At 69.4% G+C, this 20,934-nt stretch carries 27 protein-coding genes and 1 tRNA gene; 21 read left to right on the top strand and 7 right to left on the bottom strand.

What is annotated here, in order from left to right; translation table 11 throughout:
* Positions 1-142 precede the first annotated feature (142 nt).
* Complete coding sequence (locus tag DQ384_RS38420; RefSeq protein ID WP_114033808.1) at positions 143-1,678, top strand: S8 family peptidase; 1,536 nt, start codon at positions 143-145, stop codon at positions 1,676-1,678.
* Between the two features lie 405 nt (positions 1,679-2,083).
* Here the strand turns inward: DQ384_RS38420 and DQ384_RS38410 are convergent, their stop codons facing one another.
* On the bottom strand, positions 2,084-2,821 hold the full coding sequence (locus DQ384_RS38410) for a phosphotransferase family protein (protein ID WP_181871651.1): 738 nt from the start codon (positions 2,819-2,821) through the stop codon (positions 2,084-2,086).
* Between the two features lie 367 nt (positions 2,822-3,188).
* Between DQ384_RS38410 and DQ384_RS44350 the strand changes: the two genes are divergently transcribed.
* Positions 3,189-3,398: a tyrosine-type recombinase/integrase gene (locus DQ384_RS44350; protein WP_114033807.1), complete on the top strand. Its 210-nt coding sequence runs from the start codon at positions 3,189-3,191 to the stop codon at positions 3,396-3,398.
* A 105-nt stretch (positions 3,399-3,503) separates the two neighbouring features.
* Here DQ384_RS44350 and DQ384_RS41895 read toward each other — a convergent pair.
* A tRNA-Lys gene (locus tag DQ384_RS41895) sits at positions 3,504-3,602 on the bottom strand.
* A gap of 244 nt (positions 3,603-3,846) precedes the next feature.
* Here DQ384_RS41895 and DQ384_RS38400 point away from each other — a divergent pair.
* Together DQ384_RS38400 and DQ384_RS38395 are read left to right on the top strand one after the other, a co-directional pair.
* A complete protein-coding gene (locus DQ384_RS38400) occupies positions 3,847-4,413 on the top strand; it encodes a DUF4352 domain-containing protein (protein WP_114033806.1) in 567 nt (188 codons plus the stop codon).
* 213 nt (positions 4,414-4,626) lie between these two features.
* On the top strand, positions 4,627-6,225 hold the full coding sequence (locus DQ384_RS38395; RefSeq protein ID WP_114033805.1) for a pentapeptide repeat-containing protein: 1,599 nt from the start codon (positions 4,627-4,629) through the stop codon (positions 6,223-6,225).
* Between the two features lie 26 nt (positions 6,226-6,251).
* Here DQ384_RS38395 and DQ384_RS38390 read toward each other — a convergent pair whose 3' ends face one another.
* The 4 genes from DQ384_RS38390 to DQ384_RS38375 all read right to left on the bottom strand — a co-directional run bounded on the left by DQ384_RS38390 (position 6,252) and on the right by DQ384_RS38375 (position 8,031).
* A complete protein-coding gene (locus DQ384_RS38390) occupies positions 6,252-6,506 on the bottom strand; it encodes a hypothetical protein (RefSeq protein ID WP_114033804.1) in 255 nt (84 codons plus the stop codon).
* A complete protein-coding gene (locus tag DQ384_RS38385; RefSeq protein ID WP_114033803.1) occupies positions 6,503-6,796 on the bottom strand; it encodes a DUF6247 family protein in 294 nt (97 codons plus the stop codon). The genes DQ384_RS38390 and DQ384_RS38385 overlap by 4 nt, the downstream gene beginning before the upstream one ends.
* A 173-nt stretch (positions 6,797-6,969) precedes the next feature.
* Positions 6,970-7,173 (bottom strand): DUF397 domain-containing protein, encoded by a 204-nt coding sequence (locus DQ384_RS38380; RefSeq protein ID WP_114033819.1) that lies wholly within the window; start codon positions 7,171-7,173, stop codon positions 6,970-6,972.
* 9 nt (positions 7,174-7,182) lie between these two features.
* Positions 7,183-8,031, bottom strand: coding sequence for a helix-turn-helix domain-containing protein (locus tag DQ384_RS38375; protein WP_114033802.1), 849 nt, complete (start codon positions 8,029-8,031; stop codon positions 7,183-7,185).
* Between the two features lie 412 nt (positions 8,032-8,443).
* Between DQ384_RS38375 and DQ384_RS38365 the strand changes: the two genes are divergently transcribed.
* The 13 genes from DQ384_RS38365 to DQ384_RS41880 all read left to right on the top strand — a co-directional run bounded on the left by DQ384_RS38365 (position 8,444) and on the right by DQ384_RS41880 (position 16,576).
* Positions 8,444-8,827 carry an ATP-binding protein gene (locus tag DQ384_RS38365; protein ID WP_114033800.1) on the top strand — a complete coding sequence of 128 codons (384 nt, stop codon included), beginning with the start codon at positions 8,444-8,446 and terminating at the stop codon, positions 8,825-8,827.
* Positions 8,827-9,108 (top strand): hypothetical protein, encoded by a 282-nt coding sequence (locus DQ384_RS38360; protein ID WP_147269060.1) that lies wholly within the window; start codon positions 8,827-8,829, stop codon positions 9,106-9,108. The genes DQ384_RS38365 and DQ384_RS38360 overlap by 1 nt, the downstream gene beginning before the upstream one ends.
* Positions 9,109-9,202: 94 nt before the next feature.
* Positions 9,203-9,526: a hypothetical protein gene (locus tag DQ384_RS38355; RefSeq protein ID WP_114033798.1), complete on the top strand. Its 324-nt coding sequence runs from the start codon at positions 9,203-9,205 to the stop codon at positions 9,524-9,526.
* Positions 9,523-9,684 carry a hypothetical protein gene (locus DQ384_RS41890; RefSeq protein ID WP_181871650.1) on the top strand — a complete coding sequence of 54 codons (162 nt, stop codon included), beginning with the start codon at positions 9,523-9,525 and terminating at the stop codon, positions 9,682-9,684. The genes DQ384_RS38355 and DQ384_RS41890 overlap by 4 nt, the downstream gene beginning before the upstream one ends.
* On the top strand, positions 9,681-11,150 hold the full coding sequence (locus DQ384_RS41885) for a hypothetical protein (RefSeq protein ID WP_181871649.1): 1,470 nt from the start codon (positions 9,681-9,683) through the stop codon (positions 11,148-11,150). The genes DQ384_RS41890 and DQ384_RS41885 overlap by 4 nt, the downstream gene beginning before the upstream one ends.
* Positions 11,150-11,380 (top strand): hypothetical protein, encoded by a 231-nt coding sequence (locus tag DQ384_RS38345; RefSeq protein WP_114033797.1) that lies wholly within the window; start codon positions 11,150-11,152, stop codon positions 11,378-11,380. Before DQ384_RS41885 ends, DQ384_RS38345 begins: the two co-directional genes overlap by 1 nt.
* Positions 11,377-11,598: a hypothetical protein gene (locus tag DQ384_RS38340; RefSeq protein WP_114033796.1), complete on the top strand. Its 222-nt coding sequence runs from the start codon at positions 11,377-11,379 to the stop codon at positions 11,596-11,598. The genes DQ384_RS38345 and DQ384_RS38340 overlap by 4 nt, the downstream gene beginning before the upstream one ends.
* A complete protein-coding gene (locus DQ384_RS38335; protein WP_114033795.1) occupies positions 11,595-11,969 on the top strand; it encodes a hypothetical protein in 375 nt (124 codons plus the stop codon). The genes DQ384_RS38340 and DQ384_RS38335 overlap by 4 nt, the downstream gene beginning before the upstream one ends.
* 34 nt (positions 11,970-12,003) lie before the next feature.
* Positions 12,004-14,310, top strand: a complete 2,307-nt coding sequence (locus DQ384_RS38330) for a DNA translocase FtsK (RefSeq protein WP_245967070.1) — start codon at positions 12,004-12,006, stop codon at positions 14,308-14,310.
* A gap of 254 nt (positions 14,311-14,564) precedes the next feature.
* A complete protein-coding gene (locus DQ384_RS38325) occupies positions 14,565-14,780 on the top strand; it encodes a hypothetical protein (RefSeq protein ID WP_147269059.1) in 216 nt (71 codons plus the stop codon).
* Positions 14,781-14,876: 96 nt separating this feature from the next.
* Positions 14,877-15,188, top strand: coding sequence for an HU family DNA-binding protein (locus DQ384_RS38320; protein WP_114033792.1), 312 nt, complete (start codon positions 14,877-14,879; stop codon positions 15,186-15,188).
* A 497-nt stretch (positions 15,189-15,685) separates the two neighbouring features.
* Entirely contained in the window at positions 15,686-16,090 is a 405-nt protein-coding gene (locus DQ384_RS38310) for a hypothetical protein (protein WP_114033790.1), read from the top strand.
* A gap of 309 nt (positions 16,091-16,399) precedes the next feature.
* Positions 16,400-16,576 carry a hypothetical protein gene (locus tag DQ384_RS41880; RefSeq protein ID WP_181871648.1) on the top strand — a complete coding sequence of 59 codons (177 nt, stop codon included), beginning with the start codon at positions 16,400-16,402 and terminating at the stop codon, positions 16,574-16,576.
* Positions 16,577-16,717: 141 nt separating this feature from the next.
* On the opposite strand, the gene DQ384_RS38305 is transcribed toward DQ384_RS41880, so the two are convergent.
* Positions 16,718-18,139, bottom strand: a complete 1,422-nt coding sequence (locus DQ384_RS38305; protein ID WP_114033789.1) for an AlbA family DNA-binding domain-containing protein — start codon at positions 18,137-18,139, stop codon at positions 16,718-16,720.
* A gap of 114 nt (positions 18,140-18,253) precedes the next feature.
* On the opposite strand from DQ384_RS38305, the gene DQ384_RS38300 reads away from it, so the two are divergent.
* The 4 genes from DQ384_RS38300 to DQ384_RS38290 all read left to right on the top strand — a co-directional run bounded on the left by DQ384_RS38300 (position 18,254) and on the right by DQ384_RS38290 (position 20,855).
* Entirely contained in the window at positions 18,254-18,580 is a 327-nt protein-coding gene (locus DQ384_RS38300; protein ID WP_220183370.1) for an HU family DNA-binding protein, read from the top strand.
* A 7-nt stretch (positions 18,581-18,587) separates the two neighbouring features.
* The gene (locus tag DQ384_RS41875) at positions 18,588-18,737 is read left to right on the top strand and encodes a hypothetical protein (RefSeq protein ID WP_181871647.1); all 150 of its coding nucleotides are present in this window, start codon (positions 18,588-18,590) and stop codon (positions 18,735-18,737) included.
* An 895-nt stretch (positions 18,738-19,632) separates the two neighbouring features.
* Positions 19,633-19,959 carry a PadR family transcriptional regulator gene (locus DQ384_RS38295; protein ID WP_114033788.1) on the top strand — a complete coding sequence of 109 codons (327 nt, stop codon included), beginning with the start codon at positions 19,633-19,635 and terminating at the stop codon, positions 19,957-19,959.
* Between the two features lie 230 nt (positions 19,960-20,189).
* Positions 20,190-20,855: a hypothetical protein gene (locus tag DQ384_RS38290; protein WP_114033787.1), complete on the top strand. Its 666-nt coding sequence runs from the start codon at positions 20,190-20,192 to the stop codon at positions 20,853-20,855.
* Positions 20,856-20,934: the final 79 nt, after the last annotated feature.

Here is a 20,934-nt window from a genome sequence, read left to right as displayed (position 1 = left end):
CTCTTGAACATTTCACTATCAAGCTGTTACCGTCACCAACCAACTCTAAAGGCTGGATTCGGGGCGATTTCGGGCTTCCGGAATCGGGGTCAGCCAGACCGCGGCGATGGGTGCCGCGGCCTCACCGCTCAAGGAGCAACGCATGCAGCATGCCCTGCCCAAGCGACGTCTCGCGGCCACCGCCGCGGCGTTTGCCATGGTGGGTGCCGCCTTCCTTGGAGGCGCGATCGACTCGGCCAGCGCGGCCACCACCGACGAGCCGACGTCGACACCGGTCAACGTGGACATCCCCGACGGGATGCTCATGAGCTACGTCGTCAACGCCCGGATCGCCAACCCCGGCCAAACTCGTCTCGTTGAGCGCGCGGTCGAGGCCGCCGGTGGTGTTGTCATCCAGTCCTGGCCCGAGATCGGCGTGGTCGTCGCCCACTCCGACCGCGCGGCCTTCCGCGCGAACGTCGCCGCCAAGGGCAACAACGCGGTCGCCTCCGTCGGCGCCACCCGCACGGCCGGGGTCTCCGAGGGGACGCCGACCGAACTGGCCCCGCCGTGGGGCCCCGGCGCCAGCGGGTACAAGAAGGGTGCCAAGAAGCCGGACAACGGCGACATCCCGTCCGACCCGCAGCCTGGCGAGAGCCTCGACCCCAACGAGGGCGTCCAGTGGGACATGCAAATGATCAAGGCCCCGCAGGCGCAGGCGGTCTCCGACGGCAACCGCAACGTCCTCGTCGGGGTGCTCGACAGCGGCATCTCGCCGACACACCCGGACCTCAAGGCGAACATCGACGTCGCGAACTCGGTCAACTGCACTAACGTCGGCCGTCCGGATCAGACGCCGTTGGCTTGGCGCCCGACGACGAGCGACCACGGTACGCACGTCGCCGGCACCATCGCCGCCGCCCGCAACAACATCGGCATCGTCGGTGTCGCGCCGAACGTGCGTATGGCGTCCGTCAAGGTAGTCAACAACGACGGCTACATCTACCCGGAGTACGCGATCTGCGGCTTCATGTGGGCGGGCCTGAAGCACATGGACGTCACGAACAACTCCTACTACATCGACCCGTTCGAGTTCTGGTGTGATGACCAGCCCGACCAGGCCGCCAGCAAGGAGGCCGTCCGGCGCGCCGTGGAGTGGGCCACCAAGCAGGGCGTCGTCAACGTCGCTGCGGCGGGCAACTCCAACTACGACATGGCCAACAAGACCGTGGACACGGGCAGCCCCAACGACGCGCCGAAGCCGACCGTGCGCACGATCAACAACCACTGCAACGACATCCCGGCTGAGCTCGACGGTGTCGTGACGGTCGCATCCCTACAGCGCGTGGGCACCACGCTGGGCAGCGTCCGGTCGTCCTTCTCCAACTACGGCCTCGGCAAGATCGACGTCGCGGCTCCCGGCTCGTCGATCTACTCGACGACGTGGAGCACCCGGACGGGGGCCGACGGCTACGGCACCAAGAGCGGTACGTCGATGGCGAGCCCGCACGTCGCCGGCGTCATGGCGCAGATGAAGTCGGCGCACCCGTCCTGGTCGCCGGCCGAGATGATCAGTGAGCTCAAGGCGCGGGCCGAATCCAAGCCGTGCCCGCAGAACACCGCGGCCTGCACCGGCACCGTCGACGACAACAGCTTCTTCGGCGCTGGTGTCGTCGACGCCCTCGCAGTGATCAAGTGAACTGACCTGGTATCACCTAAGTGACACCACCGCGCTGGGCCTGCACCGTCATGAGGGTGCAGGCCCAGCTGCCATACGGCGAGTAGGAGTTGGACCGGTGTCCTCCCCACGCCCGTGGGGGTGTACAGGACTGCTGTATGGACGTCGGCAACGGGATGGTCGCCGATCATCCATCCTCCGTCCGCGAGAGCCGCGCCACAGCGCCTGGCTGCGATCTCGAACAGGCCAACATCGGGCTTACGGATGCCTTCGAGTCCCGAGAGCGCGTAGGCGTCGACGGCCTTGGCCAGTCCTGTCCGGGATCTTCGAGGACCATGACCTCGTCGGTCCGGAAGACGACGCGCTTCAGGAGATCGCCCGCTCGATGCGGCAGAACGGCACTCGTAGCCGTCGGGCTCATCAGCCTCACAGCCGGGACCTCAGCACGGCGACCTCGGGCCATGGGTCGAAGCCGTGCTCGATCAGCCAGCGGACCGCCAGCAGGCTTCGCAACGACCACCACGCGCGGATCACGTCGAGGTCGACGTCGGTGCCGTAGCCGGCGACGACGTCGCCAAGGTGCTCCTCGCGTCCGAGCGTCAATGTGGCGAGGTCGAACAGGGCATTGCCCTGTGCCGCCTCGGACCAGTCGATCACGCCGGTGATCTCGTCACCGTCGACGAACACGTGGGTGACCTGCAGGTCGCCGTGCGTGAACACCGGTGTCCACGGCCGGAGCGCAGCCTCGGCAACCCGGCGGTTGCGCGTGACCACGTCGGTGGTAAGGACGCCATTCGTGACAAGCCACTCGCATTCGCCGTCGAGCTGCGATGCGACCTCGTCGAGGCTCCGACCGGGCCATGGCGGCAGCGGCGCGTCGTGCAGCTTCCGTGCGGCGGCACCCGCCGCGGCCCACGCCGCCGACGACGCGGGCGACGGCTCGCCGAGGCGGCCGAGCGCCGTCCCTGGGAGGGCGGCGAGCGCGAGCACGGGCGGCTTCCGCCACAGGACCTCCGGAGTCGGGATCGGCGCCATGGCCATCGCCTCGACCTCGACGTCGGTGCGCGTCTGATCAGCGTCGATCTTCAGGAACACGTCGCCGACGCGCAGGGTCGCGCGCTCCTGATGGGCGACGACGACCTCGACTTCCTCCACGTCGGCCATTATCGCGGGGATGACCACCGACGTCGCCGGGTTTATCGCGAGCGACTGCGCGGCGGCACGTCTGCCTTCGGCAGTGTCCTCCGCGGTGTCGGCAGCATGGCGGGAAGTGCCCGAAGTTCTGCCCCTCGGATTGCACCGGCCACGCGCCATCGTGCCCTGAGCGCGTGGGCGGCTCGGCGTTCGTGAAGCCGAAAGGCAAGGGGAAAAGGACGGCGCTGATTCCGCTGCCGCTCATCCCGCTTCTGAAGCTCCAGCGGGAAGCACAGCGGGCGGAGGAGAAGGCGGCCGGAAAGAAGTGGCGAGGAATAGATCTCGTCTGGTGCCGACTCGACGGGAGCCCTATCGACCCGGGCGACGACTGGGACGAATGGAAGGGACTTCTAAGGGCCGCCGGGTCGAGAAGGACGCCCGCGTTCACGACGCCCGGCACACGGCCGCCACGCTGCTCCTGGAGCAGGGCGTGGACATCAGCGTCGTGCAGGAGATCCTCGGGCACCACAACCAAGCGGTACACGCACGTCACGTCCAAGCTGGCGAGCGATGCGGCGGCGCGAATAGGCCGGGCGCTCTGGGATGACTGAGGCCGGCGACTGCAACCCCGTGCTAACAACTTCAACCCGAACTGCAACCCTGGGCAGGCTTCCCGATCACGAGATCTGGGAGTCTGCCCAGTTCATTAAGGGGCACTGCCAGGGACTCGAACCCTGAACCTACGGATTAAAAGTCCCTTGGAATTGACGATCACGTGGTACCGGACAGCGCCACTCATTGCCAAAAGTGCTGCATAACCGGGCATTCGAGTAACACTCATTGCCGGTCGCAGACGATGAATGACATCCATTGCCGGACCCTTGGGTCTGGCAATGGTCCGGCACGGTCCGGCAGGCCATCGGGCTATGCTCGGCTCGACCGGCCGCCACATCCCACCGTGGCGGCCGGACCGTCACCTCCCGCCTCGGCCGTGACAACCATCCGAGCGTGACCGGCGTCCCACTCCCTGTCACTTCCCCTGACAGGAGCATCCGGTGATCCTTCCCCGTCACGCGTACGCCTTGGCCGCGCTCGCCGCCCTCGCCGCCGCCTGCGGCAACTCCCCCGCCCCGGCCCCCGTGAGCCCCACCGCGCCGACGGCCGCCGGCACTTCCCGCACCATCGCCGAGAGCACCCCCACCTCCCCGCCCCGGCTCAACACCACCCAGGTCCACCTCGCCGAGGGGATCGAGTCCCGCGTGACCGTCCTACGGACACGCCAGCCCTTGCGCGCGGTCATCGCCGGCCTGCCCGAGCGCAAGGGCTACCAGTACGCCGGAATCGAGGTGAAGTTCTGCGTGACCAAGAACACCACCGCCGAGACGGTCTCGGTGTCGTGGTCGCCCTGGGCCCTGCAGTCCGCCGACGGAGTGCTGACCGAAGCGATGAGCTCGTGGAGTGATGAGTGGTGGGCGGTGCCGCTCTATCCGCAAAACCGGCAGGTGAAGGAAGGCCGGTGCGTGCGCGGGTGGATCCCGTTCGAGGTGCCCAAGGGCACACGGGCCAATCTGGTGAGCTATGAGCCCGAGGAGGGCAACCCGCTGGAGTGGGCCGTCCGCTAGTGGGAATGCGAGAGCCCCGGACGCCTTCCCCAGCGCCGGGGCTCCACGCTGCCCAGGATAGCCACTCAGTGAGAGGCCGCACCCTCTGTCTGCCTCTTCGGCCCAAAGATCCCGAAGGTCGGGCAAGCCGCGAGGTGACGCGGTGAAATGGGGAGTATGCCGTTACTGCCCCGCCGTGGTGCCTCCGCCTCCCCTGCCTCGGATACCGCTCCTGTGGCGTTGCGGACGCCGAGGGCCGCGGTCTGGTGGGTCCTGCTGGCGGTGCTGCTGGTAGGCGGCGCGGTGGGGGGCACGCTGTGGTGGCTGCTGGCCGACCTCGCCGCCACCTCGCCGCCCGTACCAGTGCCGCCCGGCTCTCCCACGCCGCCCGGCGATACGAGTGTGCGAGGGGAGATTCTGCGCACCGCCCTGGCCGCCGGCGCCGGTGTCGGCGCCGCCATCACGCTCGCTCTGGCTTTCCGCCGCCAGCACCACCAGGAAATCGTCGCGGCGCACACTGCCCACGATGCCACCGAGCGCCGGGTCACCGACCTGTACACCAAGGCCGCCGAACAGCTCGGCCACGGCAAGGCCGCCGTCCGCCTAGCCGGCCTGTACGCCCTGGAGCGCCTCGCGCAGGACAATCACGCCCAGCGGCAGACCATCGTGAACGTCATCTGCGCCTACCTGCGCATGCCCTACACCCCGCCGACCCCACCCGCGCCGGAGGATCCTGAGCAAGTGCGCAAGGCCGCGCTCCTCGATGCCCGCCGCCGCTACCACGCCGCCCGAACTGCGGGCCGACCTGCCCCAGCAGATCCCGTGTCCACTACGGCGTCCAACAATCAGGACCTGGAAGGAGAGCGCCAGGTACGCCTCACCGCCCAGCGCATCCTGCAAGAGCACCTACGCGACGAACGCCCCGCCGACCAGCGCACCACCACACCCCCGCCACCCCGCTTCTGGCCGGACATTCGCATCGACCTGACCGGTGCCACCCTCATCGACCTTGATTTCTCCGATTGCCATATCCACACGGCCAACTTCGAACGGGCGACCTTCTCCGGGGACGCCGGGTTCGAGAAGGCGACCTTCTCTGGGTACACACGCTTCGACAAGGTGGCGTTCTCCGGGGACGCCTGGTTCGGCAAGGCGACGTTCTCCGGGGACGCCGACTTCCTCAAGGCGACGTTCTCCGGTACCGCCAGCTTCAACGAGGTGACGTTCTTGGGGGACACCCGGTTCGGCGAGGCGACGTTCTCCGGGGACGCCTGGTTCAACGTGGCGACCTTCTCTCGGTACACCCGCTTCGACGAGGTGGCGTTCTCCGGGCGCGCCTGGTTCGGCAAGGCGACGTTCTCCGGCGTCACCCTGTTCGACCAGGCAACCTTCTTGGACGTCGCCGAATTCGCCGAGGTGACCTTCTCCGGGACCACCTGGTTCATCCAGGTGACCTTCTCCGACGTCACCCGGTTCGACAAGGCCACCTTCTCCGGGGACATCGGGTTCGACCAGGCGACCTTCTCCTGGGACACCCTGTTCACCAAGGCGACCTTCTCCGGGGTCGCTGGGTTCAACGGGGTGACCTTCTCCGCGCACGCTGGGTTCAACGAGGCGATCTTCTCCGAGAACGCCTGGTTCGCCGACGCGACCTTCTCCGGGGAGGCCGGGTTCGACAAGGCGACGTTCTCCCGGGACGCCCGGTTTGACGACGCTGTGGTACATGACCTGAGCGCTGATCACGTGTGGCCGGTGGGATGGCGCGTGGAACCTGCAGCCGCGGGTGGTGGGCGGCTGGTTCGCGTCACAGGCAGCAACCCGACGGAACCCTGATCGCCTCGTAGATCGGCGAAGCCCGGTCAGCCGACCCATGTGATGTCGATGACGCGCACCACGTTCACCGCGTCCAGGATGAGGAACGTCACGAACCCGCGGCCGTCGCCGAAGTCCGCGCGGCGCAGCTGGGCGTGCTCGGCGGTGGGCATGGTGACGAGCGGGTCGTAGGGGTCGCGGCACACCAGCGCCATGGTCTCGCCGAGCGCGCTGAGCGCGTCGGAGGGGAAGCCCCCCATCTGGGCCAGCGCCCGCTCCGACAGAACGGGCTGGTAACTCACCGTCGGCGCGTGAACTCGGAGGCCAGGGCCACGTCCAGGGGCACGAAGCGGCCGACGTCGTTCAGGGCGTCGTCGATGGCCTCGTAGTAGCCGGGCTGATTGGTGGCCACCACCGCCAGGCTCCAGTGCCGCAGCAAGCGTTGCAGCTCCCGGTAGCCGGCGGGCTCGTGGGCGGCGTCGACCGCGGCCCGGTACTGCCGCAGGAACTCGGCGCGCTCACGCTCGGGCAGGTCCCGCAGGATCACCTCGGGGTCGCGGGGGTCCTCGTGGTGGACGGGCTGAGCGCTCATGCCCCCACAGTACGGCGCGGGACCCGCGCGCGTCATCCGTCCGAGACTGCGTCAGATCGGCGAGCGAATCCCGCCCGTTTTGGCTGTTCAGAGATCCGTGCCGGTCATCTAACCTGGCTATGGGAAGGTTCGTCGGCCCCCGGAGTAATCTCCGGGGGCCGTTTTTGGTGTGGTTACTCGAACTTGCCGCCCTTGACGTCGCCGAGGAACGCCTGCCACTCGCTGGGCGTGACGGCCACAACGGGCCCGCTGGAGTTCTTGCTGTCGCGGACGGCACGTCGACCGCCGGGCAGGGTGGCCACCTCTACACAGTTCGAGCCGTTGGCTCCGCTGTATGAGGATTTACGCCAGGCGATTTCGGACTTGGGAAGGTCCATCCTGTACACCTACTTCAGTTGGTCGGCCAGGTCGGCCAGATACGCGACCGACGCGTCCGCCGACAATGCCGATGCGCGTGCGTGGTCATAGGCCAGCGTATAGCGGCTGACCTGCTCGGGCAGCTCCAGATACATGTCCCCAGTGATCGTTTCGATGTAGACGAAGGTCGGATCCATGGGGTTCGCGAACTCCAGGATGGAGAACGAGTTCTCCATCGCTGCATGAGCCCCCACCGCGTGCGGGATGACCTGTACGGCGATGTTGGGCCGCGCGGCCATCTCGGCGATATGGCGGATCTGCCGTCGCATCCCTTCCACTCCGCCGACGTGCTTGGACAGGGCGGACTCGTCGATCAGCGCCCACAGCATCGGCGGGTCATCTCGATCGAGGATCGCTTGGCGAGTCAGGCGGGCTTCGACACGGCGGTCGATGAGACCGGGGTCCAGTACCTGGCCGCCCCGGAAGACGGCGGCCGCGTACTCGGCGGTTTGCAGGAGGCCGGGGATCAGCAGCGCCTCGTAGGAGTGAATCTTGTGGGCCTCGGCCTCGAACTCCGGCAGGCTGCCCCCTACCAGTACGTCTTTGAACTCCTCCCACCATCCCCGCTGCCGGCCCTCTCGGGTGAGAGTAAGGATGGCCTCTCGCCGCGTTTCGTCCGTTACTTCGTAGATGTCTAGGAGATCTCTCACGTCTCGAACGGATGGAAGTTTCCATTCATTTCGTTCGATTCGCGTCACTTTGGATGGGGTCCACTCCAGCCGCCGGGCGACCTCGTCGGCATGGAGTCCGACTTCTCTGCGCAATTGACGCAGAACGGCCGATAGTCGGCGTCGGCGGACTGTAGGGCTGTAGGTCACGTACGACCTCCTAGCAGGGTCTGGGGAAGGCCCGAAACCGCTTCGCGTTTTTCAGTATTCGAATTTGGCTGTGATGCTCTCGTCAGTCTTGCAAATCCGGTATCACAGTACGAGTATGAGCCTAGCGCCCGTCTACGGAGAGTAAGGATCCGATGACCCTCCCGCGTATCAACGAGCTCCGATCGGCCTATCCCGACTGGCTGGTCTGGCAGATCTGCGACCGATGGTGGGCGAAGCACCGGTCCTCGACCCGCTCGGTGCGCGCTGACGATCTCGACACGCTCGCCAAGCTCATACAGGCGCAGACCCTTCCCGGTGCCCCAAAGCAGGGCCTAACGCAGGCCTCCGCGCGCTCCACGGGCACGTCCTGTCCCCCCTCGCGTGACGCGTGGGGATCGCTCTCGGAGCCGACATGAACGCAACATCCTGGGCCCTGCCCTCCGACCCCGCCATGGTGGGGGAGGCCCGCGCCATGGTGCGCAAGACCTTGACCGACTGGGGCCTTCCCCACCTGGTCGACGACGCCGAGCTCGTCATCTCGGAGCTGGTGACCAACGCCCTGGTCCACGGGACCGCGCCGGTCGTCATGGCCCTGCACGACGCCGGACCCGCCCTCATCGGGGCCATCACCGACGGCAGCACCACCCCGCTGGCCGCGCGCAACGCCGACCTGGAGGACATCGGCGGCCGCGGGCTGGCCATCGTGCGCGCCCTGGCGGCCAGCTGGGGGGTCTGGCCCTACCCCACCGGGAAGACGATCTGGTTCACCCTGCTCCGCGATGGCACCCCGACGTGATGGAGATGACCTCGGGCCATGCCGACCACGGGCCGCACGTCGCACCCGCTGCGCGCGCCGCGCGGCGGATCACCTGGCTTCAGCCGCAGTCCCAGGAGGAGAGGCGGCGGACCGTGCAGTGGACCTGCGCGTGCCGGGCGACGGTGTACCAGATGATCGCCGGCGGCGGCCAGATGCACATCGCGCGCGTCGACCGGCGCGGCCGGTTCGAGACCCACCGGATGAGCCACCGCGACGCCGAGCTGCTGTGGCAAGACCTGCTGTTCGGCCGCGCCATCTGAGGGCCGGGCCCGGCCTGGTGCGCTCACACCGGCCGAGCCCTTGATCGACCCCCTGACACACCCCATGACCGACGTCCACCAGGAGGAAGACCCAATGGGAAACAGTACGACCCTGGCGCCCACGGGTAGGGCCAGATGCGCGCCCTGGTGCACCCACCACGACGACACCACCCTCGGCGGCCTGCTCCCCGCCGACCCCCAGGGCGGCATCTGCCACAGCTCCCCCACCGCCATAGCCGAGGGCGAGCTGCTGCTGTCGCGCGACGGCGACGCGGGCACCGTCATCCGCCTGCGCGGCACCGTTGACGAGCTGCTCCTGGACGAGGCCGAGCGCCTGGCCTGGACGCTGCTCGCCAAGGTCGCCGCCGCCCGCTCCGACCGCCCGAGCATCACGCCCGTGCGCCGGAGCGCCCGGTGAGCGCCCACCCGCAGCGCGGCCAGTGGCCCGCCGGCGCCGGCCCCAAGACCGGCAAGCCGCTGCACAGCCCCACCGGCAAGGCGCGCACCGCGGCCGAAGCGCGCCGTCCCATCCAGACCAACAAGCCGAAGACCGACGGGAAGGGCGGGAAGCGATGACCGCCTATCTGCCGCCGCTCTACGTCTGGTGGATCGTCGGCGGCCTGTGCGCGCTGCTGCTCGCCTGGATGCTGGGCCGGGCCGTGGTGGCCGCCGTACGCGCCGCGTGGAACGCCTCCGAGCGGCGCCCGGCGTTCGAGGACATCCTGACCAACGCCGTCGCCGCCATCGCCACCGGCGTCTCAGCCCAGGGCATGTGGCGCTTCACCGGCGACGTCCTCGGCATGGACGGCCCCCTGCGCGCGCTGCTGTTCGCGTTCATCGAGCTGGCCGTCCTGGCCAGCGCGGTGCGCGCGCGCCGCAGCATGCGCGAGAACCGCGCGGCCGGGATCGACGGGATCGCCGTATGGGTCCTGGCCTGCCTGACCGCAGTGCTGTCCAGCCTGGACGCGCGCAGCCCGGCCGAGGCCGTCTTCCGGCTCGCCGCGCCGCTGGTCGCCGCGTGGCTGTGGGAGCGCGGCATGGCCATCGAGCGACACCGCATCACCGGCCGTTCCCGCATCAAGTGGCGGTTCACCCCCGAACGGGCGATGGTCCGCCTGGGCCTGGCCGAGGCCGGCGACCGCACCGTGACCGAGGTCGACACCCACCGGCGGCTCACCCGCGTCGCGCTGGCTGCCAAGCGCGTCCACCAGTTGCGCGCCGCCGGTGCCAAGCCCAAGGCGCTCGGCGCCGCGGTCGCGCGGCGGGACCGCGCCCTGGACCAGGCCGTCGAGCACACGGATCTGGCCACCAGCCCGGCCACCCGCGCCCGGCTGCTGGACATCGCCACCACCCTGGGCGGCGGCGAAGACCTCACCCAGGTCCTGGCGACCGCGCCCGCGCCCTGGGCCGACGACGACCACCCGGCCGTTACGGGCCGCCCCCGGGCGAGCGAGGCGGTCATGCTGGCCGCCGCGCTGAACCTCAACACCGCCGCCCGCCTGCGCGGCCTGCCCCCTGAGGCGGTCGCGACCGGCGACCGGTCGCCGACCACCCCCGCGACCGGTCGCGCCCCGGACGGCGACCGGCTCGTCCAGGGCGTCGGGTTTCCGCCGCCGTCGCCGGAAGGCCGGTCCTGGCTCGCCTCGCTGACCAGGTGGTCGCGACCGCAGCCGCGACCGGTCGCCGCCCCCGGAGTCGATCACTCGCCGGTCGCGGAACCGGTCGCCGATGCGGCCGCGGAACCGGGTGCCGACGAGGAGGCGGTCGCGACCGGTCGCGGAACTGGTCGCGACCGGTCGCGGCCGGATGAGCAGGACAAACGCCGGGCCATCCGCTTCTGGATCACCAGGGCGAAGAAGGGCCAGCCGATGTCCAAGCGCGAGCTTGCGGAGCTGACCGGATTCTCCGAGACCTGGGCGCTCGGATGCATCCAGGACGCCCGCACGCAGCTGATCGACAAGGGCTGGGAATTCGACGACAAGGGCGTCCCGGCACCGCCGCGACCGGTCGCGGATCCGGTCGCGACCGGGGGTGGTGGGTGATGGTGCACCGCCCGCCCGAGCAGGGTCCCTTCCTCACCCGGTACCTGGCGGTCGCTGCGACCCTCGGCGCGCTGGTCGGCCTCGGCCTGTCCGCCGCGCTCGCCCTCACCGGCGCCGGCGCCGGGCCGATCGTCGGCGTCTGGGCGGCGGCCGTCGCGCTCGGCGTCGCCCTGGGCGCCGGCCTGTGGGCCCGCGCCTCCATCGACTCCCGAAGGGACGACTTGCGATGAGTGATCTGCGGCTCGCCTGGGCCGTGCTGTGCCTGCTCGCCGAGGCGGCCGACGAGCTGATCGCCGCCTGGCTCGGCACCCGCACCATCCGCTGGCACGCGCGCCGCATGGCCCACTGGTGCCGCCAGGTGTACCGGCTGGCCCTCTACGGCACCCCCAGCGACTCCCGCGCGATCGAGCCGTACGTCTTCGACGTCGAACTACTGGAGGACCGTTGAGCACCCGCAACCGGATTCCGGAGCTGGCCAGCATCCCGTTCACGGGCCCGACCGCGATCACCGACTACGCCAAGGTCGGCCGCGTTCTGTCACGCGACATGGGCGAGGAGTTCGCCACCGCATCCGAGGAGCTGTACCACGTGCTGATCCGCAGCTTCAAAGGCCATGCGGTGCTCGCACTGCTGGGTGCCCCCGACGTGCGGCTGCGGGCCCGGCGCGTGGTCAAGCGGCTCAAGCGCGCGGCCGAGCTCCAGGCCGGGTCCGCCACCGAGATGGTGAAGTTCCACGCGCAGTTCCGCAAGGAGTTCATCGACATCCTCCCGGAGGCCCCGCCGGACAAGCGCAAGTCCCCATTCAACTGGAACGAGTGAGCACACCCGTGATCGACGATGCGAAGGAGGGATGATGGCCGTCCGCCAGGCCGCCCAATCCACCCGGGTCCAGGTGAACGAGACCCATGAGACCTCCTGGGATCGCGTGTGGGCGCGCGAGACCTCCAAGATCCTGGTGTACGTGCCGCCGTGGCTGGTCGGCGCGCTCGGCTTCGGCCTGGGCTGGGTCTTCCACGTGACGCTGGACTCCGACGACCCCGACACCGTCGCCTGGATCAGTGTCTTCATGACGTGCTGCTCGCTGGTGCTGTCGGCGATCACCTTCGGCCAGTCCCACGCCCGCGGCCCGTGGGGCAAGACGCACACCACCAGCACGACCTTCCTGGCCGGCATGTGGGTCATGGCGGCGACCTGGCAGGGCCCCACGCACCCGGTCGTGGGGCGCGTCGCCCTGGTCGGCGGGGTCACCTTGGCGTTGTCGTGGAACATCCGCTCGGCGATCCGCGCCCGCGGCCTGGACGCCCCCGGCGCGATCAGCGACAAGCTGGCCTTCCTGTTCGGGCACGGCACCGAGGCCGCCGGGATGCGCGCCGTCCAGGCCCGTACCACCAAGGCCCTGGAGCACAAGGTGGAGGGCGATGTTCAACTCGACCCCGGCAGGCACATCGCCGACGACCTGGCCAAGAAGATCCCTTACATCGAGTCGGCCATGGGCCTGCCGCCCGGCAGCATCAACCCCGCGGCCGATCCCGATGACGCCAGCAAGGCCAAGGTCGTCATCTCCGACCCGCGGGTGATGAAGAACCCGATCCCCTGGCCCGGCCCGTCCCGGCCGGGCGGATCGGTGGCCGAGCCGTTCCGGCTCGCGCTGTGGCAGGACCTGGACGAGGTCGCCTACGTCATCGTCGGCCACCACCTGCAGATGATGGGCATGACCGGCGCCGGCAAGGGCTTCGGCGGCGCCTGGAACTACCTCGCGGAGTTCATCAGCCGCGTCGGCGGCGCGGTGTTCGCCGGCGACATCACCAAGGGCGAGCAGACCCTCGGCCCGCTGCGTCCGGCGTTGCACCGCTTCGAGACCACCAAGGCCGGCGTCAAGGCCATGCTGGCCGAGTTGCAGTCCAAGGTGAAGGAGCGCACCGACCATCTGGCGAGCAAGGGCCTGGCCAAGTGGAAGCCCGGCTGTGGCCTGACCTACTGGCTGATCTGGCTGGAGGAGTTCCCCGACATCTACGACGCGCTCAGCGACAAGGAACAGGAGTCGTTCCTGTCCATGCTGAAGGCGATCCGGTCGGCGGGCGGCACGATCGTCATGTCGCTGCAGCGCAGCGACTACACCCAGATGCCCACCCTGGCCCGGGGTCAGCTCGCCAAGATGTGCTTCGGTGTGGAGAACTCCGCCGACGCCGGCTTCGGGCTCAGCGAGCGGCAGCAGGACGCCGGGTGCCGGCCCGAGCTGTGGACCAACGCCCAGCCCGGCATGGCCTACCTGGATGCCCCGTCCATCGAGGAGGGCCGGTACGCGATGCCGATGCGCACCTTCGCCTGGGGCCTGGACGACAAGGGCGAGTTCGACGACGAGCGGGCCAACGCCGCGATGCGCGCCTACGCCGCCACCTACCCGGCCGCGGCCAAGCAGGTCGACGAGACCACCGCGGCGCTGTCACGCATCACAGACGCGCCCTCGGCGCCTACCGCAGCGGCGGACGGGCCGTCCCGGCCGCCGGTCGACCGTGACCTTCTACTCCAGGCCGTCGAGCTGGTCGTCACCCACCAGTACGCCTCCGCGGCGATGCTCCAGCGCAAGCTGCGCATCGGCTTCCAGGACGCGGGCCGGCTGCTGGACGCGATGGAGCACGGCGGGATCGTCGGCCCGCCCGGCGAGGACGGCGCCTACGAGGTCAAGGCATCCCCCGGCGCCCTGCCGCTCGCGCTGGCCATGGTGCTGGGCGACCCGGAGACAGGGCGTATCGGCCTGGGCCAGGACGACCAGGAGGACCCCGACGACGAGGACGACGTGAAGAACGTGGCCACCGAGTACCTGAAGACCGACGACCCCGACCCCGCCGTCACGGCCGGGCCCGACGACGACATCCCCGATATCCCTGACGGCGAGCCGCCGTGGCGGTTCGCCCCGCCCGGGGTGAAGATGACGCCCGAGCAGCGCGGCCAAGCGCTCCTGGCCCGCCTGCAGGAGCTCTACGACGGCGGGGCGCGCGAGGTGTCGACCGGGGACTTCAAGCCGCTGTGGGAGACCACCGACATCTCCCGGTCCTGGATCCAAAAGCAGATGAAGCGCCTCTCGGAGGCCGGGATCATCGGCGAGCGCGACGAGGCCGGCCAGCGGTACGCGATGCCCGACCGCCCCGAGCTTCCATGATCGCGTGGCCCCCCGGCGCGCGGCCGGGGGCGGGGGCTGGGGGAGGGAGTTACAGGTCACAGCCGGGGCCACGATGCGTGGCCCCGCTCGTGGCCCCGGCGCGTGGCCCCCCGTGGCCCCCGCCGTGGCCCCTGGTCCGCCGAACACCGTGGCCCCTTCGTGGCCCCCCAACTCAAGATCAAAAAGCGTGGGCGCGCGTATCCCACGCGCAGCCGTACGCGCGACCACACCCCCACCCACCGATGGAGATCATCGTGAACAAGATCCTGCGGATCCTCGCCACCAGGAGCGCGTCCGCCGCGCTGGTGGTCCTCGCCCTCGAGGCCGAGGTCGTCGCCGCCCTCACCGACACGCCCGCCGTCTACGGCCTGGCCGCGGCCCTGGCCCTGCTCGCCGGCGTGGCCCTGGGCCACAGGACGTTCTGCGGCAAATGCGGCAACCAGATCGACCAGCACAACCAGCACGCCTGAAACCGGCGCCGCGGGCGCGCCCCCGGCCCAGGATGGTCGGGGACGCGCCCGGAGCGCCGGTCCGCGCGACTCCACCCACCGACCGAAGGGAACACCGTGAAGAAGGCCGAGCTCATCGCCAAGGCCGCCGCCACCTCCAGCGACCTGGCCAAGGCCGCCTCCCAGAAGGGGCTGACCCCCACCCAGATCGACCTCGCGCTCAAGTCGCTCACCACCGCCCTCCAGGAGGCCGTGGCCGCCGGCGAGCGCGTGGACCTGCCAGGGCTCGGCGTGTTCGAGCGCAAGACCCGGGCGGCCCGCACCGGCCGCAACCCGCAGACCGGCGACGCGATGGCGGTCGCCGCCAAGAACGTGCCTATCGTGCGGCTGGCCAAGGCGTTCAAGGACGCCGTCGCGGCCGGCGTCTGACACCGGGAGACCCATCATGGTCCAGGTCCGGCTGATGCACTCCGACGCCCAGCGCGTGCACCCAGGTGGCCCGGCTGCTGCTCCCGCTGCTGCGCGACTTCGGCGTGCTCGTGGTGGGGGATCAGACCGAAGTGCCCAACCGTCGTGACGGCGGCCTGCGTATCGTGTTCGAGCTCGTCCCCGCCGACGAGGGCGGCCCGCAGCGCGTGCAGGCCGAGCGTGTCGATGGCGGCGTGCGGCGGCTCGCCGACGGGCCGTCGGCGGGCCGCCGCGCGGCGTGCGGCCTCCCGGCATCTGATCCCCGCGTCCCCCTCACGACCCGGCCTTGCCGCCCCTCGCAGGGCCGGGACCACACCCCCGGGAGACCTGCGGTCGCCCCTAGCCAGCGCAGGCGTGGGCATCACGCCTCGCTCGCGCCATATAATTCTGAACACGACCTACAAGAGGTTTACCTTGACAGATAGACGGGACGCATAACCTCTGAGATGCTTCCTGGTGTGAAAAAGATCGACGAACGTACCGAACCGTTTCGGTACGAGGCCCTCACCCTTAACAGAAAAGATGGCTACACCTACAGCCAGATGGAAGCCATGTGTGACCGGGCTCGCTCGCAGGCCTGGTGGAACAACCTGGTCCGGTACGGCGCCTGGGAGCCCAGCAACGCCCGCGTGAGCCCGCCGCCCCCGGAAGCCCTCGCCGGGATCGCGAAGCTGTTCGACACCTCCGAACTGACGGTCCGCACCATGATCGCGACCGATTGGTACGGCATCGTCCCGCCCGACGAAATCCCCTCGCGGGTCCGCCGGATGCAGGGGCCGATCATGGCCTTGGGCGACGAGGATGCCAAGCTCGTGGAAGAACTGATCAGAAAGCTGGGCAAGGCTTCGTCCAGGGCCACGTAGCCGAGGCCGCCAAGGCGGTGAGCGGGCGGGGCGCGCTCCGGACACTACCCCGGGGGCGCCCCGCCCTAAGCGCGTCGCTCAGCGATTGAGTTCACGCCAACGCGACGATAGCGGGTGCGGGTACACACCGTGAGGCCTACGACCACAGGAGGCCAGCTTCATGGGCATGGATCGGGGATCCTGATACGCGCCGCCGATCGCTGCACTAGAGTGCGACTGCCGACAGCGCACCGTACGCGGACCGTCACTAGCCGTGGCAATTCGGGCGCCGTCTGGCCTGTGCTCAGCGACCCCCCGCCAGGAGAAGAAATGGAGTTCACGCTGCTCATCTGCGCGGCCGGCGTCATTCTCGCCGTCCTCGCGGTCACCGCCTATGCCATCCACCGAGCGTCCACAGTCGCACCCAGCGGCATGGCCAAGCTCGTGCTAGCGCTGGCGACACTCGTCGGCACCCTCCCCTTAATCCTCAACGCCTTCAGACACTGACTGCGCCCGGGCTGCCGATATAACAGAACGCGCCCGCTCTTCCTGCGACGGAGGGCGGGCGCTTCCTCATATCGGGACGGCATGAGCGCAGGTGATCGACACCAGCCGGTGCGCCCTCCATCGGGAGCGGCTTAGCGAAAGCTAATCCGCCGCCAACGGGATCCCGGTGTTCACCACCCACTTTTGGACCGTTTCCCAGTGGCTTCCCCAGGCGTAGGGCCTGATGGTGCCATCGCGGGCGATCTGCTGGTTTTCCGGAACGCCGTAGGTCTGGAAGAGATCGCCGGTGAGCTGCGCGGCCGCCTTGGCCAGCGGCTGGCCATCGTCGGCTAGATCATCCAGCCATACCCCAGCCTCACCGAAGGCGATTCGGGCGACACGGGTTCCCAGGGGCCGTTCCGCACCGGCGTACCTAGTGGCAGCGTTCAGATCGACGCGGTAACGCACAAAGTCGGGATTGTTGAACGGCCATAGAGTTTCCATCTCCGGCTGCGGAGACACCGCTGGATGCAGATGGGTATCGGCGACCAGCATGGCGCGTGCCAGAGCGGCCCCGTTCACTCCGGCCCGATCACGCGCGTGCCGAGCCATATACCGCAGCGCGCTGGCCGTCCTGGCGGCGATCTCAGCGTCCAGCACACGCACAGTGAAGTTGTCACTGCCTGCCGGGGTGATGGCCGTCGGATGGACGGCGAAGGTGCCGCTTCCATCGGTGTAGAGCTGGGCGCGCACCGCGTACGGGGTGTCGGTAGCGTCCTCAGCGACCAGTCGGCGGTGCGCCACACTGGCAGAGGTGAACGTCGGAAGCGTGCTGCCGACCATGGCCACTTCGTCCCGCGTGCTCTCCTCAAAGGCCCGCATCTTGACTCCGTCCAGCAGCAGGTCACCGGGGAGGTCGGGGACCAAGGTCACCACCAGCAGCGGCAAGGGATACTGGCGGCTGGCACTGGTCACCGCCGCAGCCAGGACCGCGTCGTTCTCCACTTCCAGCAGACGAGCGGCCTGGTCGGTGGCGGCCATCACCCGGCGCCGGTAGGAGGCGGCAATCTCCGCCTCACTAAGCCACACCTTGTCCGCCCCGTGCCGCCGGGGCCAGCGGAGGCCCTGTTCCCGCTGGGAGGGAATGGACACCGCATGAGGGGCCAAGGCGCTGGGCGGCACGGCGATCAGCAAGAATCCCTGGTTCGGGTTGTTGGGGTCGGGTACAGGGCGGCATTCAAAACGCGGGAGCGGATGGATTCGCGCGGCCGCGGCGTTGGTGATCCGTCCCTCCAGGCCGACCAGGTGCACGCCAAGCGCTGCCGAGGGAATCTCCTGGACCTCGGCCATGCCCACAACGATCAGCCCGCCAAGATGGTTGGCGAAGGTGGCGATGTCTACGGCGATGTCGTCGTTGCCCTTCTCCTTTTTCGTCCTGTCACCAGAGTCGTATTGCCTCTTGTAATCGAGATCTTCGGCCTCGCGGGCATCGGCGTTGCCGACCAGGCTGGTGATCTGCTGATGGGTGACCAGATGCAAAGGGGCGCCGAAGAGGGTCTCCAGGCGACGGGGGCTGTACAACATCGTGCGGGTCTCCTTTGACCATGGAGCCGGTGTGGCTCCAGAGGCTCACGATAGGAGAGCTTGCGACAAAACTCCGGAAATAGGTCACATGCTGGAGCACCGTCAGCCGGAGAAATGCGGGAGATCATGAAGAAGGCCGAGTTCATCGCTAAGGCCGCTGCCAAGCCCAGTACCCTCGCCGAGGCTGCTTCCCAGAAGGCACTCACCCAGAACCAGATCGACCTCGCGCTCAAGGCGCTCACCGCCGCGCTCCAGGAGGCTGTCGCCGCTGGCGAGCGCGTGGACCTGCCAGGGCTCGGCGTGTTCGAGCGCAAGACCCGGTCGGCCCGCACCGCCCGCAACCCGCAGACCGGCGACCAGATCCCGCTCGACGCCAAGAACGTGCCCGTCGTGCGGCTGGCCAAGGCGTTGAAGGACGCCGTCGCGGCCACCAGCGCCTGAGGCCGCCATGGAACACGCAGACGCCACGGCCCTGCCGGACCTGCGCGCGGTGCCGCTCGGCCAACTCGCCACGCTAGCCCAGGCCGGCTGGCTGGACCGCGACGGCCGGACGCTGGCCCAGTCGGGCAGCGGCGTGAGGTTCAACTCCAGCATCTGACGCCACTGTCGCCCCGCCCTCCATCCAGGTGGCGGGGCGACGGCATGCCTGGGGCCACAGGGTGCGCTTGGCCGCCGCCACGGCGTCGCCCGTTCCCTTCCGTCTACCCTCGTGCCGCTCACCCCCACGGGTGTGGGGAGGACCTGGGACGGGCCAACGGCTGCATGCAGGCGATCGGCTCACCCCCACGGGCATGGGGAGGACGTGCCTTTGACTTCGACGGCGACGTCGCGTACGGCTCACCCCGACGGGCGTGGGGAGGACCGCGGCGGCACCGACCCGCGTGAGGTCGATGACGGCTCACCCCCACGGGCGTGGGGAGGACCCAGCCACCCGGCGGGCGGTGTCGCGGCTGGCCGGCTCACCCCCACGTGGGGGTGAGCCGACGCCCCGATGGTCGGAGCTGCTGGTCGACGAGTCCTCCCCACGCCCGTGGGGGTGAGCCGCGACTCGCGGAGGAATACCCCGAGCGATTCGAGTCCTCCCCACGCCCGTGGGGGTGAGCCGGTCGCGATGTTCACGAACTCGGTGACCACGCCGTCCTCCCCACGCCCGTGGGGGCGAGCCGCGACGTTCCGCGTGATCGGGATTTGCGCGTGAGTCCTCCCCACGCCCGCGGGGGTAAGCCGGCCGCATAGGCACCTACCCGTTCATGATCCGGGTCCCCCCCATGCCCATGGGGGTGAGCCGAACAGGGCGCTCGACGCCCTCGCTGCGGCCGCGTCTTCCCCACGGTCGTGGGACTGAGCACTCGAGGTGCCGTCCTGGTCCACCGCAGCGCGTCGCCGGGGCGTCCAGAGATACACGTCGAGACGGGCGTGGTACGGCCTGTGACTCCAGGTGAGTGCGTCGTTCTCGACATAGGGCGAGCGGTGGCGGTTCAGGATTAGGGGTCATGAGCGCGGCGAGGATCAGACTGACGACTGCCACCCGGCTCGTGCTCGATGTGCTGCTGGCGTCCGACACGGATGACCCGGTGTGGGGGTATCGCATCTGCGCGCTGGCCGGGCTGGGCTCTGGGACGGTGTACCCGGTTCTGGAGCGGTTAGAGGAGGCAGGGTGGATCAGCGGGGGCTGGGAACAGGGCGATCCGAGCGGGCGGCCGCGCCGCCGCTTTTATGCCCTGACCGGCACAGGCCGGCGGCTGTACCAGGCCGCTGAGGACTCCCGGCGTGCCCGCGCGTGGCCTGCCACGGCGCTATTGCGAGAAGGACGCACGTGACCACTGATCTGTCCCCCCGGCAGAACACACCCCGGGACAACTCCTCAGCTGCGGGGCCCGACAAAACCGTGCCGGCCAAGGACACCTTGATGCGCCTGGCCGGACTGGTGCGCTGCGCCGTGGCCGGCATGGCCGTCCTGGGCGCTACCGGCGCCGCCCGCGCGGTTGGGAAGCTGGCGGGACAGCGACGGAGATAGCCTGCTCGGCCTACCGGTTGTGCCATCGGCGCGGTGTTCACCGCCGCGCTCATCGCCCTGACCGTGGCGTTCGCCACCGACGTACTCAGCGAAGGCCACAACCTGATCATCACCATCACGCTGAGTGTGGTGATCTTCTTCGGTGCGATCGCCGGGCTGATCGCCGGATGGACCCCCGCCGTCGCCGTGGCCGGAATGAGCCTGGGCATCGGTGTGCTCATCGCCGCCGTCAGCATGATCAGCGATGTCATCCAGGCGCTGCGCGGCGTGGACGTGAACCGGCTCAGCCATACCACCGCAGTCACCTTGGCCACCCTGGCCGTGGCCATCGCCGGGTGCCACCGCGCCTGGCGCATCGAGGAATTCCTGGCCGACCTGCTACGCCTGGACGCCACCGGCCTGGACCGCTCCGGCACCCTGATCCGGTTGCGGCACGCCGCCGGGTTGCTGGTGGCCGCGATCCGGTTCCGCATCCGCGACCTGGCCCGCCCCGCGATGAAGCTGCTGGACTGGTTGCTGGTCTCCCCTCGTACCGAGTGGCTGATCGCTGCGGTCACGCTGCTCACCTGCCGCTACTACTACGGGCAGGGCCGCGGCTGGGACGGGGTGATGGACAGTGCCGAAAAGATCGGCGCCATCGCCGGGTCGGTGGCCAGCGTCCTTTTGTGGCTACGCCACCGACGCGACAAGAACCGCTGATCCCGCGTGTGGCCTGCCCAGGCGTGGGCTGGCCCGGACTCGCAGCCGCTGATCGGCGGGTTGGTCGCCTCAGGTGAAC

Origin of the sequence: Sphaerisporangium album, assembly GCF_003323745.1 — a bacterium.
GTDB classification, from domain to species: Bacteria; Actinomycetota; Actinomycetes; order Streptosporangiales; family Streptosporangiaceae; genus Sphaerisporangium; species Sphaerisporangium album.
This window is presented reverse-complemented; position numbering and strand designations above follow the sequence as displayed.

Excerpts from the sequence above, each read along its gene's own strand:
- DQ384_RS38360 (WP_147269060.1), top strand. The coding sequence starts at position 8,827 with ATGGAGATGACCTCGGGCCATGCCGACCACGGGCCGCACGTCGCACCC.
- DQ384_RS38365 (WP_114033800.1), top strand. The coding sequence starts at position 8,444 with ATGAACGCAACATCCTGGGCCCTGCCCTCCGACCCCGCCATGGTGGGG.
- DQ384_RS38410 (WP_181871651.1), bottom strand. The coding sequence starts at position 2,821 with ATGGCCGACGTGGAGGAAGTCGAGGTCGTCGTCGCCCATCAGGAGCGC.
- DQ384_RS41885 (WP_181871649.1), top strand. The coding sequence starts at position 9,681 with ATGACCGCCTATCTGCCGCCGCTCTACGTCTGGTGGATCGTCGGCGGC.
- DQ384_RS38295 (WP_114033788.1), top strand. The coding sequence starts at position 19,633 with ATGAGCGCGGCGAGGATCAGACTGACGACTGCCACCCGGCTCGTGCTC.
- DQ384_RS38330 (WP_245967070.1), top strand. The coding sequence starts at position 12,004 with ATGGCCGTCCGCCAGGCCGCCCAATCCACCCGGGTCCAGGTGAACGAG.
- DQ384_RS38305 (WP_114033789.1), bottom strand. The coding sequence starts at position 18,139 with ATGTTGTACAGCCCCCGTCGCCTGGAGACCCTCTTCGGCGCCCCTTTG.
- DQ384_RS41880 (WP_181871648.1), top strand. The coding sequence starts at position 16,400 with ATGGAGTTCACGCTGCTCATCTGCGCGGCCGGCGTCATTCTCGCCGTC.
- DQ384_RS38340 (WP_114033796.1), top strand. The coding sequence starts at position 11,377 with ATGAGTGATCTGCGGCTCGCCTGGGCCGTGCTGTGCCTGCTCGCCGAG.
- DQ384_RS38345 (WP_114033797.1), top strand. The coding sequence starts at position 11,150 with ATGGTGCACCGCCCGCCCGAGCAGGGTCCCTTCCTCACCCGGTACCTG.
- DQ384_RS38380 (WP_114033819.1), bottom strand. The coding sequence starts at position 7,173 with ATGGACCTTCCCAAGTCCGAAATCGCCTGGCGTAAATCCTCATACAGC.
- DQ384_RS41875 (WP_181871647.1), top strand. The coding sequence starts at position 18,588 with ATGGAACACGCAGACGCCACGGCCCTGCCGGACCTGCGCGCGGTGCCG.
- DQ384_RS38420 (WP_114033808.1), top strand. The coding sequence starts at position 143 with ATGCAGCATGCCCTGCCCAAGCGACGTCTCGCGGCCACCGCCGCGGCG.
- DQ384_RS38300 (WP_220183370.1), top strand. The coding sequence starts at position 18,254 with ATGCGGGAGATCATGAAGAAGGCCGAGTTCATCGCTAAGGCCGCTGCC.
- DQ384_RS44350 (WP_114033807.1), top strand. The coding sequence starts at position 3,189 with ATGGAAGGGACTTCTAAGGGCCGCCGGGTCGAGAAGGACGCCCGCGTT.
- DQ384_RS38385 (WP_114033803.1), bottom strand. The coding sequence starts at position 6,796 with ATGAGCGCTCAGCCCGTCCACCACGAGGACCCCCGCGACCCCGAGGTG.
- DQ384_RS38355 (WP_114033798.1), top strand. The coding sequence starts at position 9,203 with ATGGGAAACAGTACGACCCTGGCGCCCACGGGTAGGGCCAGATGCGCG.